The 12,177-nt window shown below is 72.4% G+C and carries 16 protein-coding genes and 1 pseudogene; 9 read left to right on the top strand and 8 right to left on the bottom strand.

Translation table 11 applies throughout. From position 1 onward, the window contains the following. Nucleotides 1-20: 20 nt before the first annotated feature. Together ACK4LS_RS07135 and ACK4LS_RS07130 are read right to left on the bottom strand one after the other, a co-directional pair. Nucleotides 21-224, bottom strand: a complete 204-nt coding sequence (locus ACK4LS_RS07135; protein ID WP_094733682.1) for a cold-shock protein — start codon at nucleotides 222-224, stop codon at nucleotides 21-23. A gap of 16 nt (nucleotides 225-240) precedes the next feature. Then, nucleotides 241-525 carry a hypothetical protein gene (locus tag ACK4LS_RS07130; protein WP_409715293.1) on the bottom strand — a complete coding sequence of 95 codons (285 nt, stop codon included), beginning with the start codon at nucleotides 523-525 and terminating at the stop codon, nucleotides 241-243. Nucleotides 526-754: 229 nt separating this feature from the next. Between ACK4LS_RS07130 and ACK4LS_RS07125 the strand changes: the two are divergent. Together ACK4LS_RS07125 and ACK4LS_RS07120 are read left to right on the top strand one after the other, a co-directional pair. Further along, nucleotides 755-1,132: pseudogene (locus ACK4LS_RS07125) on the top strand (hypothetical protein); the annotation flags it as partial. 159 nt (nucleotides 1,133-1,291) lie between these two features. Next, on the top strand, nucleotides 1,292-1,783 hold the full coding sequence (locus ACK4LS_RS07120; protein WP_409715290.1) for a pyridoxamine 5'-phosphate oxidase family protein: 492 nt from the start codon (nucleotides 1,292-1,294) through the stop codon (nucleotides 1,781-1,783). A gap of 45 nt (nucleotides 1,784-1,828) precedes the next feature. Here ACK4LS_RS07120 and ACK4LS_RS07115 read toward each other — a convergent pair whose 3' ends face one another. Next, entirely contained in the window at nucleotides 1,829-1,957 is a 129-nt protein-coding gene (locus tag ACK4LS_RS07115) for a hypothetical protein (protein WP_409715287.1), read from the bottom strand. A gap of 148 nt (nucleotides 1,958-2,105) precedes the next feature. Between ACK4LS_RS07115 and ACK4LS_RS07110 the strand changes: the two genes are divergently transcribed. Next, nucleotides 2,106-2,261 (top strand): DUF2256 domain-containing protein, encoded by a 156-nt coding sequence (locus ACK4LS_RS07110; protein WP_409715284.1) that lies wholly within the window; start codon nucleotides 2,106-2,108, stop codon nucleotides 2,259-2,261. 79 nt (nucleotides 2,262-2,340) lie between these two features. Beyond that, entirely contained in the window at nucleotides 2,341-3,807 is a 1,467-nt protein-coding gene (locus ACK4LS_RS07105; protein WP_409715281.1) for a cryptochrome/photolyase family protein, read from the top strand. A 140-nt stretch (nucleotides 3,808-3,947) separates the two neighbouring features. Here ACK4LS_RS07105 and ACK4LS_RS07100 read toward each other — a convergent pair whose 3' ends face one another. After that, entirely contained in the window at nucleotides 3,948-4,163 is a 216-nt protein-coding gene (locus tag ACK4LS_RS07100; RefSeq protein WP_409715278.1) for a DUF2945 domain-containing protein, read from the bottom strand. A gap of 182 nt (nucleotides 4,164-4,345) precedes the next feature. Here ACK4LS_RS07100 and ACK4LS_RS07095 point away from each other — a divergent pair, with 182 nt between their 5' ends. Continuing rightward, the gene (locus tag ACK4LS_RS07095) at nucleotides 4,346-5,893 is read left to right on the top strand and encodes a catalase (RefSeq protein ID WP_409715276.1); all 1,548 of its coding nucleotides are present in this window, start codon (nucleotides 4,346-4,348) and stop codon (nucleotides 5,891-5,893) included. Between the two features lie 305 nt (nucleotides 5,894-6,198). On the opposite strand, the gene ACK4LS_RS07090 is transcribed toward ACK4LS_RS07095, so the two are convergent. The 3 genes from ACK4LS_RS07090 to ACK4LS_RS07080 all read right to left on the bottom strand — a co-directional run bounded on the left by ACK4LS_RS07090 (nucleotide 6,199) and on the right by ACK4LS_RS07080 (nucleotide 8,493). Beyond that, on the bottom strand, nucleotides 6,199-6,786 hold the full coding sequence (locus tag ACK4LS_RS07090) for a hypothetical protein (RefSeq protein WP_409715273.1): 588 nt from the start codon (nucleotides 6,784-6,786) through the stop codon (nucleotides 6,199-6,201). Nucleotides 6,787-6,859: 73 nt separating this feature from the next. Then, nucleotides 6,860-7,693, bottom strand: a complete 834-nt coding sequence (locus ACK4LS_RS07085) for an endonuclease/exonuclease/phosphatase family protein (RefSeq protein WP_409715271.1) — start codon at nucleotides 7,691-7,693, stop codon at nucleotides 6,860-6,862. Continuing rightward, entirely contained in the window at nucleotides 7,693-8,493 is an 801-nt protein-coding gene (locus ACK4LS_RS07080) for a glycosyltransferase family 2 protein (RefSeq protein ID WP_409715268.1), read from the bottom strand. The genes ACK4LS_RS07085 and ACK4LS_RS07080 overlap by 1 nt, the downstream gene beginning before the upstream one ends. A 210-nt stretch (nucleotides 8,494-8,703) precedes the next feature. Here ACK4LS_RS07080 and ACK4LS_RS07075 point away from each other — a divergent pair, with 210 nt between their 5' ends. Genes ACK4LS_RS07075 through ACK4LS_RS07060 form a run of 4 tightly spaced genes read left to right on the top strand, consistent with a single transcriptional unit; the run spans nucleotide 8,704 to nucleotide 10,630 of the window. Next, the gene (locus ACK4LS_RS07075; RefSeq protein WP_409715265.1) at nucleotides 8,704-9,513 is read left to right on the top strand and encodes a sulfurtransferase; all 810 of its coding nucleotides are present in this window, start codon (nucleotides 8,704-8,706) and stop codon (nucleotides 9,511-9,513) included. Nucleotides 9,514-9,516: 3 nt separating this feature from the next. Then, the gene (locus ACK4LS_RS07070) at nucleotides 9,517-9,921 is read left to right on the top strand and encodes a membrane dipeptidase (protein ID WP_409715262.1); all 405 of its coding nucleotides are present in this window, start codon (nucleotides 9,517-9,519) and stop codon (nucleotides 9,919-9,921) included. Nucleotides 9,922-9,932: 11 nt separating this feature from the next. Beyond that, complete coding sequence (locus ACK4LS_RS07065; protein WP_409715259.1) at nucleotides 9,933-10,127, top strand: hypothetical protein; 195 nt, start codon at nucleotides 9,933-9,935, stop codon at nucleotides 10,125-10,127. After that, complete coding sequence (locus tag ACK4LS_RS07060) at nucleotides 10,124-10,630, top strand: N-acetyltransferase family protein (RefSeq protein ID WP_409715256.1); 507 nt, start codon at nucleotides 10,124-10,126, stop codon at nucleotides 10,628-10,630. Before ACK4LS_RS07065 ends, ACK4LS_RS07060 begins: the two co-directional genes overlap by 4 nt. 138 nt (nucleotides 10,631-10,768) lie before the next feature. Here ACK4LS_RS07060 and ACK4LS_RS07055 read toward each other — a convergent pair whose 3' ends face one another. Beyond that, on the bottom strand, nucleotides 10,769-12,016 hold the full coding sequence (locus tag ACK4LS_RS07055) for an FAD-dependent oxidoreductase (RefSeq protein ID WP_409715254.1): 1,248 nt from the start codon (nucleotides 12,014-12,016) through the stop codon (nucleotides 10,769-10,771). Between the last annotated feature and the right edge of the window lie 161 nt (nucleotides 12,017-12,177).

The following is a 12,177-nucleotide window of genomic DNA, read 5'->3' as shown; positions in this document are numbered from 1 at the left end:
CTTCCGCGGGGGAGCGATGCTCAGAGGGGGCGGATGTTCGCCGCCTGCATGCCCTTGGGGCCCTGCTCGGCGTCAAATTCGACCTTCTGGGCCTCTGCCAGCTCCTTGAAGCCGTTGCCCTGGATCGCGCTGAAGTGCGCGAAGAGATCGGCCGAGCCGTCATCGGGAGCGATGAAGCCGTAGCCCTTTTCGGAGTTGAACCATTTCACGGTGCCAGTGGCCATCGTGTTCTTCCTTTATTCATGTTGGGCCGCAGATGCGGCCGTGGGCGCCGCTCCGACGCGTGCGGAGCGGACGGGGACGCCGCGGTACCGAATCGGTGCCGCGGACGCGATGCCCGTCGACGGCGGCCTGAGCCGCGTCGACGGACGTGTGGACGCCGAGGTTCTCGCCGAGCGGACCGTGGGCTTCGTAGCCCAGGGTGGCCGCGCCGACGAAACCGGCGTAGTCGGATCCGGCCGTCGCGACGTACACGTCGAGATCGGCCTGGCGCCACGACAGTGGCGAGGGGTGAAGCAGAGACACAGAAACTTTCCGCGAGTGCGACGCGAGGGCCGGAGCCGTCGAGCGGAGCACGCGATGATTGAGGGAGGGAACGCTGTAGGAAACGGCTCGGCGCCGTGCGCCCGGCATCTCAGCGATGAGGCGGGCGTCGATGAAGCAAGTCCCAGAACGAATAGCTCCACGTTAGCACGGATCGTCGCCGGGCGGCGGGGTGATTTCGACGGCGCCGCTCGTGCGGTGCACTGGGGCCATGGCATCCGGTGACGACGATCCCCCCGGCCGCACACGTCAGACAGGCGACGGCGCGCACCCCGAGCCGTCGCTCGACGCCGCCGCGGTCTCGAGTGACGAGGAGCGGTGGCTCGTCATCGACGGCAGACGCTGGCGGCGCACCGACCCGGCGCTCCCCGACGACGTGGCCGCACGCCTGCGCTCGCACCTCGGGCGGGCGCGGTCCGCGGTGCGCACGACGAAGCGCGCCGGGGACGACGACGCGACCGCCGCCGCCCGACGGCGCGTGGGCCTGGCCAAGACCGGACTCGGCGAGCGCGGGCCGCGCTGGTGGGACGAGGCGGTGCCCGCACGGGTGTCGCACGCGCTCGAGGCCCTGGCCGAACTCGACCGTCTCGCCCCACCGGCGAAGCCCGGACCCGGCGCCGACGCGCGCCCGTCGAACGGCGCGGGCGGTGGGACCCCGCACGACGGAGCAGACGGCGGGGCCGGCGTCAACACGTAGCGCGCCGGGAGGGGACGCGGTGGGCTGGAGTCTTCCGAACGAAGGAGTGACATGTCGTCCACCGAGCCCGAGCTGGAGAAGCTCAACGAGCTGTTGAAGAAGTTCCGTTTCGCGATGGTCACCACGCGCGCCGAGGACGGCGCCCTGCACGCGCACCCGCTCACCGTGCAGGAGAACGAGTCCGACGGGGATCTGTGGTTCATCGTGGGAACCCACGCGTCGGCGGTCGAGCACGTCTCACGCGACCCGAAGGTCGGGCTGTCGTTCAGCACCGACGGCACCTGGCTCTCGCTCGCGGGCGAGGCCGAGGTGGTGGACGACCTCGCCAAACTCAAGGATCTGTGGTCCACGAGCGTAGAGGCGTGGTTCCCCGATGGCCCGGAGTCGCCGGGTGTCACGCTGCTGAAGGTGTCGGCGCTGAGCGGGGAGTACTGGGGCAGCGCCGGTGGGCGCATCGCGACCGCCGTGGCGCTGGTGACCTCGAAGGTCACCGGCGAGCGCCCGCGCGGGGGCGAGAACGAGAAGTTCGACCTGCCTGAGTAATTGGGGCGGCCGGGCGGGCCCGCGGGCCCGCCCGGTGCCGGCTGCTCAGCCGGCGGGGTTGTCCACGGGGGCGTCCTCGCCGTCGGTCGTCGCGGGCAGCTGCGGCGCGTCGGCGGTCTCGAGCTCGTCGGGCTGGTCGGCGGTGTCGTTGGTGCGGTCGGGTGTCGATTCCATGACCCCACCCGACCACGGCCCGGGCCTCACGCGCGCGGGCCTTGCGTGATGCGACCGGCCGTGCGTGCCCGACGGCGGGCGCACGCCCCGCGCCTGCCGGCCGCGCAAGCCCCCGGGAGCGGGCGTCGCGTTTTGCGACGATGACGTCATGTCGAGACCGGAAGTGCGTTCCAAACCGTGCGCGTTCTGCGGGCGGCCCTTCACCGACCGCAAGCGCTGGAGTGGACGCGACCAGTGGGACCAGGTGCTGTACTGCTCGCGCGGATGCCGCGCGAAGGCGGCCGTGCAGAGGCGGCACGCATGAGCCGCTCGGTCGCCGCGCACCGCGCCGTGCACGCTGCCGTGCACGCTGCCGTGCACCGCGCCGTGCACGCTGAGACGGGATGCCGCTGGTGAAGGCGGCGCTGATCCTCGCGACGCAGCAGTTCGCCGCGCACCCCGCCTACGCCGACGACGAGGTCGAGGAGTTCTTCTTCATCGAGTCGGCGCCGCGGTTCGCGAAGCTGCCCTACCACCGACACAAGATCGTGCTGCTCGTGTCGGCGATGCGCCACACGGCCGCGCGCCTCGAGGCGGAGGGGCGCACGGTGCGCCGGGTGACGCTCGATGACGACCTGACGTTCAAGGCCGCGCTGTCGCGCCTGCTCGAGGCGCACCGGGTGAGCGAGCTGACATGGATGAGCGACCCCAACCGCCCGGTCGACGAACGCATCGAGGCGATCTGCGCCGACCACGGCGTCGAGACCGACATCACCGAGGACGCCCTCTTCCTCACCCCCGCCGCCGATGTCGACGAATGGTTTGCCGATCACCCGACGCCCCTCATGGAGGATTTCTACCACTGGCAGCGCCGGCGCACCGGCATCCTGATGGACGGCGGCAAGCCCGCGGGTCGCCGCTGGAATTTCGATGCCGACAACCGCAAGTCGCTCCCGAAGAAGGGCGTGGAGATCCCGGCGTTGCCGCCGCCGGCGCACGACGACATCACGACCGCGGTGATTGCCGAGGTCGACGAGCGCTACCCCGCGCACCCGGGCAGCGCCGCGGACTTCTGGCTCCCGGTCACGCCCGATGCGGCGCGCGACTGGCTCGACGTGTTCGTCGCGGAGCGTCTGCACGACTTCGGGCGTTACGAGGACGCCATGAAGGCCGACGAACCCTTCCTCTTCCACGCCGTCATCTCGCCGATGCTGAACATCGGACTCCTCACGGTGCACGACGTGGTCGCCGCCGCCACCCGGACCGACGCCCCCCTGGCATCCGTGGAGGGGTTCATCCGGCAGGTGATCGGCTGGCGGGAGTACATGCGCGGCATGTACCGCGCGCACCCGAAGCTCGAGCACGTCAACGCGCTGCACCTGGAGAAGCGCATCGAGAAGTACTGGTCGACGGGGGAGCGCATGCCGAACGACCTGCCCCTGCCCGTGCGCACGGTGCTCGAGCGGGTGCACCGGTGGGGTTACGCGCACCACATCGAACGGCTGATGGTGCTGGGCAACTGGTTCCTGCTGCAGGGGTATGCGCCCCGCGAGGTGAACGCCTGGTTCCTCGCCCTCTTCGTCGACGCCTACGACTGGGTCATGGTCCCCAACGTGATGGGCATGAGCCAGTTCGCCGACGGCGGTTTCGTGGCCACCAAGCCCTACGTCTCGGGCGGGGCCTACCTGCAGAAGATGGGCTCGTGGTGGCCGTCGGCTCAGGACGCCAAGGACTCCGTGTTCACCGAGGCGTACTGGGCGTTCCTCGAGCGCCACGAGGACGTGCTGGTGGGCAACCACCGCCTCAGCCTCGCGCTCGCGCAGATGCGCAAGCGCCGCGACGCGCGGCAGGAGGAGGCGGCAGCGGACTGAGCCGATCGGCGCCGGGCGGGGCGCCCGTGCCGGGTGGGGCCGGGGCCGGGCTCCGGAGAAACGGTGTCGCGGCGGGCGTCGCCGTCGGCGAGCCGCGCGCGAGGTCCCGAGTCTCCGGAGTCCGGCCCGCTGCCCGGGGGTCAGCTCTTGAGCTTGTTCAGCGCCGATCCCTTGTGCGCGGCCTCGGAGCCCGACTTCTCCGACTTCACGATGTACGCCGGCTCGTCGTCGGACGCCGTGAACTTCTGCCCGTCGTGGTGGAAGTCCTTCGTCTTCTTCTCCACGACCTCACCCTGCGTGCGGCCCTGCGGGGTGTCCCAGCTGACGCGGTCGCCTTTCGACAGATCTTTCGACATGGGGGTTCCTTCCGTTGGTGTGGGCCCATGCTCGCGATCGGCGTCGCGGGCCCGCGGGGGATTGACAGGGCTCGGGACCGTACGTGCTCCCCGCCCGATCCGCAATGCCTCCGCGATGTCGGAGGGCCTGCTTATCGTCGAAGCGGGTCTTTCGTTTCCCGGCCCATGACGTGAGGAGAGCCATGACCGAGCCGACCACCGCCGACAGCCCGACCACCGCCAATAACGGCGCCCCGATCGCGAGCGACGAACACTCCCAGAGCGTCGGAGCCGACGGCTCGATCGCTCTCACCGACCACTATCTGATCGAGAAGCTCGCGCAGTTCAACCGCGAGCGCGTCCCCGAGCGCGTCGTACACGCCAAGGGCGGCGGGGCGTTCGGCACGTTCCGCACCACGGGCGACGTGTCGGCCTACACCCGCGCGGCGCTCTTCCAGCCGGGAGTGGAGACCGAGATGCTCGCGCGCTTCTCGTCGGTCGCCGGCGAGCAGGGGAGCCCCGACACGTGGCGCGACCCGCGCGGCTTCTCGCTGAAGTTCTACACGACCGAGGGCAACTACGACCTCGTCGGCAACAACACCCCGGTCTTCTTCGTGAAGGACGGCATCAAGTTCCCCGACTTCATCCGCTCGCAGAAGCGCCTCCCCGGCAGCCACCTGCGCGACAACACGATGCAGTGGGACTTCTGGACCCTCTCGCCCGAGAGTGCGCACCAGGTCACCTGGCTCATGGGCGACCGCGGCATCCCGGCGTCGTGGCGTCACATGAACGGCTACGGCTCCCATACCTACCAGTGGATCAACGCCGAGGGGGAGCGGTTCTGGGTCAAGTACCACTTCCACACCGACCTCGGCCACAAGACCCTCACGCAAGACGAGGCCGACCAGATCGCCGGTCAGGACGCCGACTTCCACATCCGCGACCTGTACGCCGCGATCGAGCGCCGTGAGTTCCCCACCTGGACGCTCAAGGTGCAGATCATGCCGTACGAGGATGCCAAGACCTACCGCTTCAACCCGTTCGACCTGACGAAGGTGTGGCCGCACAGCGACTACCCCGAGATCGAGGTCGGCACGATGGAGCTGAACCGCAACCCCGGCAACTACTTCGCCGAGATCGAGCAGGCCGCCTTCGAGCCCTCGAACTTCGTTCCGGGCATCGACGGCAGCCCCGACAAGATGCTGCAGGCGCGCATCTTCAGCTACGCCGACGCGCACCGCTACCGCGTGGGTACGAACTACCAGCAGCTGCCGGTGAACCGTCCGCACACCGAGGTGCACTCGTACTCGAAGGAAGGCGCGATGCGCTACGAGTACAACCCGCCCGAGGTGCCGGTGTACGCCCCCAACTCGGCGGGCGGCCCCGCGGCCGATCCGCGCCGCGCGGGAGACGGCGGCTGGCAGAGCGACGGCGAGCTCGTGCGCTCGGCGGCCACGCTGCACGCCGAAGACGACGACTGGGGCCAGGCGGGGACGCTCGTGCGCGAGGTCATGTCGAGCGAGGAGCGCGACCGCCTCGTCGAGACCATCACCGGGCACGTGGGCGGCGTGAAGCGCGCCGACGTGCGCGAGCGCGCCGTGCAGTACTGGAAGAACGTGGATGCCGGGATCGGCGCGCGCCTCGAGGCCGCCCTGCCCCCGCTCGAGGGCTCTATCGCCCCGGGCGAGCAGCTCAGCGAGCCCAACCCCGACGGCGACATGGTCGGAACGGACGTCGCCGGCAGAATCTGAGCGCCCCGCCGGATCGGAGCCCGGCGGGACCGGCGCACCGGACCGGGGCGCGCGGGCCGGCGCGCACGGGACCGGCGCATACGGGGCCGGCGCGCACAGGACCGGCTCGCTCAGGACCGGAGTCGACGGAACCGGCGCGTCCCTCGCGTGGCACGCCCCGGTTCCGTTCGGGCCGGGCCCCAGCGCCCGTCGCGGCCGTGCGCCGTGACGCTTCTGCGCCGTCATTAAGCGGTCATGGCGCCACTGCGCCACCGCGCCGTCGCGCGTCTGCCCGCCGTCGCGCCGGTCCGCCGTCGTCCCGACGGCTACAGCGGCGCGCGATCGCGCCGCGTGAGCGACAGGCGGGAGGCCAGCACACCCGCGATCAGCGCACCCACGCCACCGGCCATCATGTCGCCGATGGTGTCGTCGTAGGTGACGAAGATGGCGTCGGTGATGAAGCGATAGCCGAACCACTCGACCATCTCCCACACCGCGCTGAGCGCGAGGCCCGCGAGGGTGGAGACCACGATGGGTGTGCGTCGGCGTCCGGTCGGGGCGATCACCCCGCCGTCGTCGAGCAGGACGAGGGCCACGGCGGCCAGCACGCCCGTGCACACGAGGTGCACGACGAGGTCCCATCCGGTCCAGGCGCGGTACAGCTCGAGCACGTTGCTTCCGGCAGCGACGAACACGGTCACGCACGTGATGAGGTCGAGGCCGGAGCGCAAACCGATCATGCGCGAGAGCATCACCGGGGGAAGCGACATCGACAGCACGGCGAAGTCGGTGAACGGCAGGGTGAACAACGAGACGATCACGATCACGATCGCGACCGCCCGCACGGCATCCGCGAGCCAATCGGTGACGGTGCGCGGGGGGCGCTTGAGATTCGCGTACATCGCGGGGATCATCGGCATCCTTTCGGCGTCCATCGGGGCTCGGCCCGGCGGGAGGAACGGGCGGGGGCGACCCGCCGCGCGACCCTCACGCTCCGTCCCGCGCGTGGACGTGCACGACGGCCTGCACCGGGAGGTGGTCGCTCGGCCACTGCGTCCCCGTGGGGCGGGGGTCGATCCCGACGGCGCGGACGCCCACGTCGGGTGTCGCGAGGATCGCGTCGATGCGCCGGGCGCCGAGCTTGGGGCGCCCGTAATCATTGAAGGTGCCCCACTCGGCGGTGCGTCGGGCGGGGGCGTACGACCAGGTGTCGACGAGCAGCCCGTCCGCGAACATGCCGGACAGCTCGGCCGAGCGTACGTGCGCGTTCACGTCGGCCGTGAACAGCAGGGGGCGCTGGCGCGCGGCGACGAGATCGTGCAGCCAGGTCGCCGACCGCCGGCGCGCCCGGCGCGAGAAGGCGTCGAAGTGCGTGTTGACGAAGGTGAACCGCGCGTCGGTCGCGAGGTCGCGCAGCTGCGCGATCACGGCGATGCGCGGGATGGTGTTGCCCCAGCCGGTCGACCCGGGGGCGTCGGGGGTGTCGGAGAGGGCGACCTGGTGCCAGTCCTCGACCTCGATGCGGTCGCGGTCGTAGAACAACGGCGTGCCCTCGCCGTCGCGGTCGCGTCCGCGGCCGAGGCCGACCCACCCGTACGACGAGCCGAGCGACTCCTGCACCCAGCGCGCCTGGTCGGGCAGCCCCTCCTGCGAGCCCAGCACATGGGGACGATTCGCACCGAGGAAGGTGCGCAGGCGCTGCTTGCGCATCGGCCAGCGGTCCGCCGGCGGCCAGGTGAGTCGGTCGAACCGGCGCCGCACGTTGAAGCTCATCACGTGCAGTTCGGGTTCTCGGACGTTCGGGAAGAGGATGCCGGCCATCAGCGCATCGCCCCGGCCCGGCCCCCGCCGCCGACCGCGCCGGCGCTCGCGCCTCGCCCCCCGCGCATCGACGGTGCGCCTGCCTGCCCGGCGCGCAGGCGCGCGAGCCGAACCCAGCGCGCGGGCGGGATGTCAGCGGGCCAGTGCGCGAACACCGTCCCCGCCCCGCGACGGAAGCACCGGGCGAACCGCCCCGGCTGCACCGTGCGGGAGGAGACCCTCATGTGGCGGCCCGGGACGAAACGGATGCGATGGCGCTCGCCGAGGTGGTAGGCCAGATCGAGGTCGTCGTGCAGTTCCGGGTCGAGATGCACGTCGTCGCGCACGGCCTCCCAGGCGCGACGGCGGAAGGCCATGTTCGATCCCCACAGCGGCGTGTGCCCGAGGGCGGGCGCCGCGAAGGCGGCGTACGTGCCCAGGAAGACCCGGGCCATCATCACGCGTTGCACGACGGGGCCGTCGTGGAACACGGCGCCGCCGGTCACGGCATCCACGTCGGGATCGGCCAGGGCCGCGACCATGCTCGCGACCCACGTGGGGGCCGGGAGGCTGTCGGCGTCGAGGCGCAGCACCAGATCGCCGCGCGCCGCGTCGTACCCCGTGGAGGCGGCCGCCGGGATGCCGCGCTCGCCGCAGAACACGACCCGCGCTCCCGCCGCGCGCGCGATGTCGGCGCTGTCGTCGGTGGAGCCGTTGTCGACGACGACGACCTCGTCGGGCGGCACGGTCTGCGCGGCGAGGGCGCGCAGGCACCGCCAGAGGTGCGGACCGTCGTCGCGCACCGGGACGACCACCGACACCGTCGGCGCCGCGGCACCGGGCGTCCCGGGGGCGGGAGCCGGGAAGGCGGAACCCGATGGGGCGGAACCCGATGGGGCGGGACCTGATGCGGGGGCAACGGGCACAGGGGGGCCTTCGGGCACGACGAGCTCCAGACGACGGGTGGTTCTCCACGCTAGGCGATGGCACCCGCGGCGCTTCGAGGCTTGACGCTTTCGTACGCTGGAGACATGGCATCCGTCCTCAACGTCTCGGCGTACCTCTTCACGAGCATCGACGACCCTGCGTCACTGCGGGTCGTGCTGCGCGAGCGGGCCGCGGCGGCAGGGCTGCGCGGCACCATCCTGCTCGCCGAAGAGGGCGTCAACCTGTTCCTCGCGGGGGAGGCCGACGCGGTGCGCGGCTTCGTCGACGACCTGCGCGCGGACGCCCGGTTCGCGGCGCTCGCACCGAGGGAGAGCTGGTCGGATGCCGTGCCCTTCGGCAGGCTCCTGGTCAAGGTCAAGCGCGAGATCATCCGCATGGACCGCCCCGAGGTGCGCCCGCAGGACGGTCGGGCGCCCGCCGTCTCACCCGCGACGCTGCGCCGGTGGCTCGATCGGGGCACCGACGACCGGGGGCGCGAGGTCGTCCTCGTCGACACCCGCAACGCGTTCGAGGTCGACTACGGCACGTTCGCGGGGGCGAAGGACTGGCGGATCGAGCGGTTCACCCAGTTCCCGGATGCCGCGCGCTCCCACCGCGACGATCTCGCCGGAAAGACCGTGGTGAGCTTCTGCACGGGGGGCATCCGCTGCGAGAAGGCGGCGCTGCACCTGCGCGAGGAGGGGGTGGACGCCTATCAGCTCGACGGCGGCATCCTCGGCTGGTTCGCCGACCAGGGCGGCGCGCACTGGGAGGGCGCCTGCTTCGTGTTCGACGGGCGGGAGGCCCTCGACGCCGACCTCGCGCCGGCGACGGCGCCTCCGGTCGACGCCGCGGCCGGAGCGCCTCGAACCGTCGTCGAAGCCGATCCTATCGCGGCCCGCGTCGGAGCCTGAGCCGTGCTCTGGGACCAGCACGCCTGCGTCGAACTCGTCGAGCACGCCGACCTCGCCGAGCTCGGCCGCTACCGCCCGGCCGGCGGGGGCCTCGTCTCGCTCAACGTCGGGTACGCCCCGCACGGTCCGGAGCTGACGGCATCCCTCCTCCGCTCCTTCCGCGCCCAGGTCGAGCGGATCGACGGGGTGGCACTGGCCGCGACCGTCGACGACGTCGACCGCATCGCCGCCGCGGGCGACACCGCGGTGGTGTTCGACCTCGAGGACTGCGCCCCGCTCGGCGGTGATCTGGATGCCGTGGCCCGGCTCGTCGCGCAGGGGGTGCGCACCCTCGCCCCCACGTACAACCACGCCAACGCGGCGGGCGGCGGGTCGGCGTCAGCACCGACTTCTCGTTCGACTGGCTGACGTTCCGCGACGTGCTCGCCACCAGCCCCGAACTGTACGACGCGAGCTACACCGCCTGGGGGCCGGTCGAGTGGATGCCGCCGGAGACTCTCCTCGGCCTCGGCGCGGCCCTCGGCGCGCGAGGATGGACGACGACCGACGTCGCGGCGGTGCTCGGCGGCAACTTCCGCCGCGTCGCGCTCGAGAGCTGGGAGGCACAGACATGACCGAACTCCGTGACGGCGCCGTGCTGCGCCGGGCGCGACCCGGCGACGAAGACGGCATCCTCGCCTGCATCCAGGCCCTCGCCGACTACGAGCGCGAGCCGGATGCGGTCGACAACACCGCCGAGATGATCGCCGCGACGCTGTTCGGCGACGACCCGCGGGCGTTCGCCTTCGTCGTCGAGGGCGGGGACGGGGGGATCCGCGCGATCGCGATCTGGTTCCTCACCTACTCCACCTGGACCGGCCGGCACGGCATCTGGCTCGAAGACCTCTACGTGCACGAGCGCCACCGCTCGAGCGGCTACGGCGTGGCCCTGCTGTCGGCGCTCGCCGCGGAGTGCGTGGCGAACGACTACTCGCGGCTGGAGTGGACCGTGCTCGACTGGAACGAGCCCGCGATCGGTTTCTACCGGGCTCTCGGTGCCGAGGCCATGGAGGAGTGGACCACCCGGCGCGTGACGGGTCCGGCGCTGGCGGCGCTCGCGCAGCGCGCGGGGGCCTGAGCCTGCCGGCGAGCCGAGCGACGCGTCGAGTCGTGCCGGGTTCCGCGTCCGAAACCGCGTGCGGCTGACGCCGCGATGGCGGACGCCGTCGGGATGCCACCCGTCCGTCGTCGCGGGGCGGCCCGGGCGGTGCGCGACTCAGCGTCCGAGATCCCGCAGCACGGCCTCCGCCGCCCGCTGGCCCGACACGAGCGCGCCCTGGATCGAGGCGGTGTCGCGATGATCGCCCGCGACGTACCGGCCGTCGTCGAGGCGCACGCGACGGCGCGGGGTCAGCGGCGGATCCTGCGCGGGCAGGGCGGCGGCGATGTCGTCACGGCGCAGCAGGCGCCAGGGGCGGGTGTCGGCATCCCACACCTCGGCGAGCTGTCGGCGCACCTCGTGTTCGGTCGTGGTGGCCGTGGCCGTGGCCGGCAGGACGCACGTCGCCTGCACCAGGTGCTGCCCGCGCGGGGCGTAGGTGGGCGCGGTGTTCGTCATGACCGCGGTGTTGACGATCGGTCCCCGGCGGCGTCCGTCCACGCGGAGGGCCGCGTCGTCGGTCGGCGCCGCCTCGGTCGCGAACCACCACGTCTGCAGGCCGCGGGGGCGGGGGAGCGGGACATCGAGCGCGGGGTCGAGGCCGGTCGCGACGACGACCGCGCGGGCCGAGAGCGCCCCGGCGCCTTCGACGCCGACATGCCAGTGCGCGCCGCGCCGTCGCGTCGACACCACCCGGTGCGACAGGCGGATGCCGGCCCCGGCCCGTCGCGCGGCATCGGCGAGCTGTGCGGGGAGGGCGCCGATGCCGGCGGCGGGCACACCCGGGCGTCCGAGGGCGAAACTGCGCACGAGCAGGCGCACGAAGGCGTCGGAGGTCTGTTGCCGGTCGTCGGCCAGGACTCCCGCGAGGAAGGGCTCGAGCACCGCCTCGCGGAGCGGTCCGCGCACGCCCGCACGGTCCCAGGCCTCCTCGAGAGAGCGATCGGCGCCGGACGTGGCGGCCCGGGCCGACACGAGGGTCGGTGCCGCCCAGCGCGCGAGCGCGGCGAGGTCGGCCGGGGCGACGAGGCCGCTGCGCAGCGTCGTGAGGAGGGATGACGGATGCCGCAGCGGATGCTCCAGGCGCGCCAGGCGGTCGTCGAGCCGCACCCCGACCGCCACCGGGAACCGTCGCAGGGCGAGCGCGTCGACGTCGACCCAGCGCTGCACGGCCGGGTACGCCGGATTCAGCACGTGGAAGCCGAGGTCGAGGCGGAAGCCGTCGACCACGTCGGTGCGCTCGCGCCCGCCCACGGTCTCGTTCGCCTCGAGCATCACGACGTCCAGCCCGGCCTCGGCCAGACGCGTGGCGCAGCGCAGCCCCGCGAGACCGGCACCCACCACGACGACGTCGTACTCACTCATGTGATCGAGCCTAAGCAGGACCGCCGACCGCTCGCGGGGCTTGCGCCCGAGCGGGCTGCGGCACGATCGCCCGCGGGACGAGCTGCCCCCGCGCCCGTCCGACGGTTCGGCCGCCCCGCGCGTCGGCGGCCCGGGATGAACGCGGAGACGGGAAGGGCCCG

This window comes from Microbacterium sp. (genome assembly GCF_046295495.1).
Lineage (GTDB): Bacteria > Actinomycetota > Actinomycetes > Actinomycetales > Microbacteriaceae > Microbacterium.
This window is presented reverse-complemented; position numbering and strand designations above follow the sequence as displayed.

Bases quoted from the DNA above. Each gene is read 5' to 3' on its own strand.
- ACK4LS_RS07135 (WP_094733682.1), bottom strand. From the start codon at position 224: ATGGCCACTGGCACCGTGAAATGGTTCAACTCCGAAAAGGGCTACGGC.
- ACK4LS_RS07120 (WP_409715290.1), top strand. From the start codon at position 1,292: ATGTCGTCCACCGAGCCCGAGCTGGAGAAGCTCAACGAGCTGTTGAAG.
- ACK4LS_RS07115 (WP_409715287.1), bottom strand. From the start codon at position 1,957: ATGGAATCGACACCCGACCGCACCAACGACACCGCCGACCAGCCCGAC.
- ACK4LS_RS07110 (WP_409715284.1), top strand. From the start codon at position 2,106: ATGTCGAGACCGGAAGTGCGTTCCAAACCGTGCGCGTTCTGCGGGCGG.
- ACK4LS_RS07105 (WP_409715281.1), top strand. From the start codon at position 2,341: ATGCCGCTGGTGAAGGCGGCGCTGATCCTCGCGACGCAGCAGTTCGCC.
- ACK4LS_RS07100 (WP_409715278.1), bottom strand. From the start codon at position 4,163: ATGTCGAAAGATCTGTCGAAAGGCGACCGCGTCAGCTGGGACACCCCG.
- ACK4LS_RS07095 (WP_409715276.1), top strand. From the start codon at position 4,346: ATGACCGAGCCGACCACCGCCGACAGCCCGACCACCGCCAATAACGGC.
- ACK4LS_RS07090 (WP_409715273.1), bottom strand. From the start codon at position 6,786: ATGATCCCCGCGATGTACGCGAATCTCAAGCGCCCCCCGCGCACCGTC.
- ACK4LS_RS07085 (WP_409715271.1), bottom strand. From the start codon at position 7,693: ATGGCCGGCATCCTCTTCCCGAACGTCCGAGAACCCGAACTGCACGTG.
- ACK4LS_RS07075 (WP_409715265.1), top strand. From the start codon at position 8,704: ATGGCATCCGTCCTCAACGTCTCGGCGTACCTCTTCACGAGCATCGAC.
- ACK4LS_RS07060 (WP_409715256.1), top strand. From the start codon at position 10,124: ATGACCGAACTCCGTGACGGCGCCGTGCTGCGCCGGGCGCGACCCGGC.
- ACK4LS_RS07055 (WP_409715254.1), bottom strand. From the start codon at position 12,016: ATGAGTGAGTACGACGTCGTCGTGGTGGGTGCCGGTCTCGCGGGGCTG.